3 protein-coding genes are annotated in these 3,246 nt (G+C 68.1%); all 3 read right to left on the bottom strand.

Annotated elements, in window-relative coordinates:
• Positions 1–1,322 (bottom strand): APC family permease (locus LQV45_RS22410; protein ID WP_230008888.1); only part of this gene is annotated, 1,322 nt, incomplete at its 3' end.
• Complete coding sequence (locus tag LQV45_RS22405) at positions 1,319–2,362, bottom strand: agmatine/peptidylarginine deiminase (protein ID WP_230008887.1); 1,044 nt, start codon at positions 2,360–2,362, stop codon at positions 1,319–1,321. The genes LQV45_RS22405 and LQV45_RS22410, both read right to left, overlap by 4 nt.
• Positions 2,359–3,246, bottom strand: an 888-nt coding sequence (locus LQV45_RS22400) for a nitrilase-related carbon-nitrogen hydrolase (RefSeq protein WP_230008886.1), incomplete at its 5' end; no start/stop codon positions are given. The genes LQV45_RS22400 and LQV45_RS22405, both read right to left, overlap by 4 nt.

Raw genomic sequence — 3,246 nt, 5'->3', positions numbered from 1 at the left:
CGCATGAAGAAGTTGCGGACGCTGGAGAACAGGCTGTGCCGGAAGTACCAGGTGCAGGCGAAGGCCGTGAGGCCGTAGTAGAAGCAGATCATCAGGCCCAGGGCCATGATGGTGTCATTGAGGACGTTCTCGCTGACTACCTTCATGACGGCGTAGAAGCCGCCGGAGATCACACCGGCAATCACCGTTGCGAAACCGGGGGACCCGAACCGCTTGCTGACGGATGCGAAGCGCGGCGGCAGTGCCCCGTAGTGGCCCATCGCCAGCAGGCTGCGTGCGGGAGAGGCCATGGTGGACTGCAGGGACGACGCGGTGCCGGAGAGAACGGCCAGGGACATCAGGATGGCCAGCGGACCCATGACTGGGGAAGCCAGTGCCGCAAAGATATTCGACTGGTTGTCCGGGTTGTTCAGGCCGATGCCGTCGGTTCCGGTGCCGGCAACCATCATGGTGGCCACGATCGCGACGAGGTAAAGGGCCAGGACGGCGACCGCCGTCGTGGTTCCTGCCCGGCCGGCGGTACCCTTGCCGCCCTTGGTTTCCTCGTTGACGGTGAGGCACACGTCCCAGCCCCAGTAGACGAAGACGGCCAGTGACATGCCGGCGGCGAACTGCTCGAAGCTGCCGATCTTCATCGGGTTGAACCAGTCCCAGCTGAAGGCGATCGCGGTGCCCGAGTCGCCCGAGGCGGCGTGGGTGAGTGCCATGACGACGAAGATGCCCAGGACGAGGACCTGGAATCCGACCATGGTGTACTGCACCAGCTTGGTGGCGTGCAGGCCGCGGTAGCTGACCCAGACGGCCAGTGCCACGAACACCAGGCACGTCGCGATGTTTACGGCCGTGTTGGAGGTCAGGTCCGCGAGGTCCGGGTTGTTGAACACCTGGGCCAGGAAGAGGTAGAAGAAGTCCACCGCGACGCCGGCCAGGTTGGACAGGACGATGATGTTGGCGGCCAGCAGGCCCCAGCCGCCCATCCAGCCGACGAACGGGCCGAACGCCTTCGTGGCCCACGTGAAAGTGGTGCCGCTGTCCGGTGAATCGGCGTTGAGCTCACGGTAGGCGAACGCCACCAGGATCATCGGGATGAACGCGACAATGAAGATCGCCGGCAGCTGCAGGCCCACGGCGCCGACGGCGGGTCCCAGCGAACTGGTCAGGCTGTAGGCGGGTGCCACGGAGGAGATGCCGAGGACGACGACGGCGAGCAGGCCCAGCTGGCCGCCCTTGAGCCCCTTGCCCGAGATGCCGTGCTTGGAACCGGCCGGATCGACGACGTCGTGCGTGATGGTGCCGTCTTCGCGGCCGATAGTCTGACTCATTGCTGACCTTTTTTCTGGGGGACGGATGGTTGCTGTTGGGTGATGCAGTGGATGCCGCCGCCGCGGGCGAAGAGCTCGCGGGCGTCGATGCCGACTACCCTGCGGCCGGGGTAGGCGTCGCCAAGGATGCGCAAGGCTTTTTCGTCCATCGGGTCTCCGAAGGTGCAGGCGATGACGCCGCCGTTGACCACCAGGTGGTTGATGTAGCTGTAGTCGACGAATCCCTCCTCATCCGTCAGGGTTTCCGGGGCGGGGACCTCGATGATGTTCCATTCGCGGCCGGCCGCGTCCCGGGTGGTGGCGAGGTGGCTGATGATGGCCCGGCAGACTTCGAAGTCGGGGTGTGCCGGGTTCTGTTGGGAATGGACCAGCACGGTGCCCGGGGACGGGATGGCCGCAACGATGTCGACGTGGCCGCGCGTGCCGAACCGTTCCGAATCCCGGGTCAGGCCGCGGGGAAGCCAGACGACGTGGCTTACGCCCAGGGTCCGGCCCAGCTCGGCTTCGACGTCGGCGTTGCTGAGCCCGGGGTTGCGGCCCGGATCGAGCTGGACCGTCTCGGTGACGAGGACGGTGCCTTCGCCGTCGACGTGGATGCCGCCGCCCTCGTTCACCAGCGGCGAGACAAGGTGGCTGGCCCCCGAGCGGGCCGCGACGGCCGACGCCACGAGCGCGTCCTTGTCCCAGGCGGCCCAGTCCTGGCCGCCCCAGCCGTTGAAGACCCAGTCGACGGCGCCGAGCCGGCCGCCGTCGTCGAGGACGAACGTGGGGCCGATGTCCCGCATCCAGGCGTCGTTCAGTGCGGCGGGGACCACCTCGATATCCGGGTGGAGGTAGTCCGCCGCGGTCTGCACATCCGCCGGCGCCACCAGCATGGTGACCGGTTCGAATTCCACGACGGCGTTCGCGACGGCGGCCCAGACGGATCGGGCGGCGTGGGCTTCTGCCGCTGTTTCGCCCAGGGTGTAGCCGCCGGTGGGGAACGCCATCCAGACACGGTCCTGGGGCGCCGTTTCGGACGGCATCCGCCACGCGCTCATGCGGTGGCCTTGCTGGTGTCGGCGCCGAGCGGGGCGTCGGGGCGAACCGGTTCGGTCAGCCGCCCGTACGTGTCCGGGCGTCGGGTGGCCAGGAAGGGGAAAAGCGTGAGCCAGTCCCGGCGCTGGTCGAGGTCGAGGTCCGCGACGAGCACCGCGGATTCGCCCCGCGGTGCCTGGGCAAGGATCCGGCCGTAGGGATCGGAGATGAAGGAGGAACCGTAGAAGTTCAGCGTGCCTTCGCTGCCCCAGCGGTTGGGGACCACCATGAACAGCCCGTTGGCGATGCCGTTGCCGACTATGACCTGCTGCCACAACGGCTGGGTGTCGAAGTCGGGGTGGTCGGGCTCGGAGCCGATGGCTGTGGGGTAGACCAGGAGTTCCGCGCCGCCGAGGGAGTAGATCCGCGCCAGCTCCGGGAACCACTCGTCCCAGCAGGTGGGCATGCCCAACCGTGCGCCGCCGAGTTCGGCGGGGGAGTGGACCTCGTAGGCATCGTCGCCGTCCGGGCCCTGGCGGAAGAATTTGTCCTCGTAGTAGCCTGCCGTGACGGGAATGTGGAGCTTGTGGGTGCGGGCCAGGAGTTCGCCCCCGGGGGACACCAGGATGGCGGTGTTCAGGCCCAGGCCGTCGTCTGTGCCGTCCGGGTTCTCCGCCTTCTGGTACAGCGAAGCGTGGACGCAGATGCCGTGCCTCCGGGCCGCGTCCGCCGCGAACCGGAACGTGGGGCCGGTGAACAGGTCCTCGGCAATGTCCGAGGGCCGCGGGCGCGTGGTCCCGCCGCGGGCGGCGTCATTTTCGGGAAGCGTGTCCGCGGGGTAGCGGGACAGCGTGAGCTCGGGGAGGAAGACGACGGCGGCTCCCAGCCGGGCGGCGCGCCCGATGCC

The organism is Microbacterium sp. Bi128 (assembly GCF_918698205.1).
The sequence above is the reverse complement of the archived record's forward strand: the minus strand, read 5'-3'. Positions and strand labels throughout refer to the sequence as shown.

Excerpts from the sequence above, each read along its gene's own strand:
- LQV45_RS22405 (WP_230008887.1), bottom strand. The coding sequence starts at position 2,362 with ATGAGCGCGTGGCGGATGCCGTCCGAAACGGCGCCCCAGGACCGTGTC.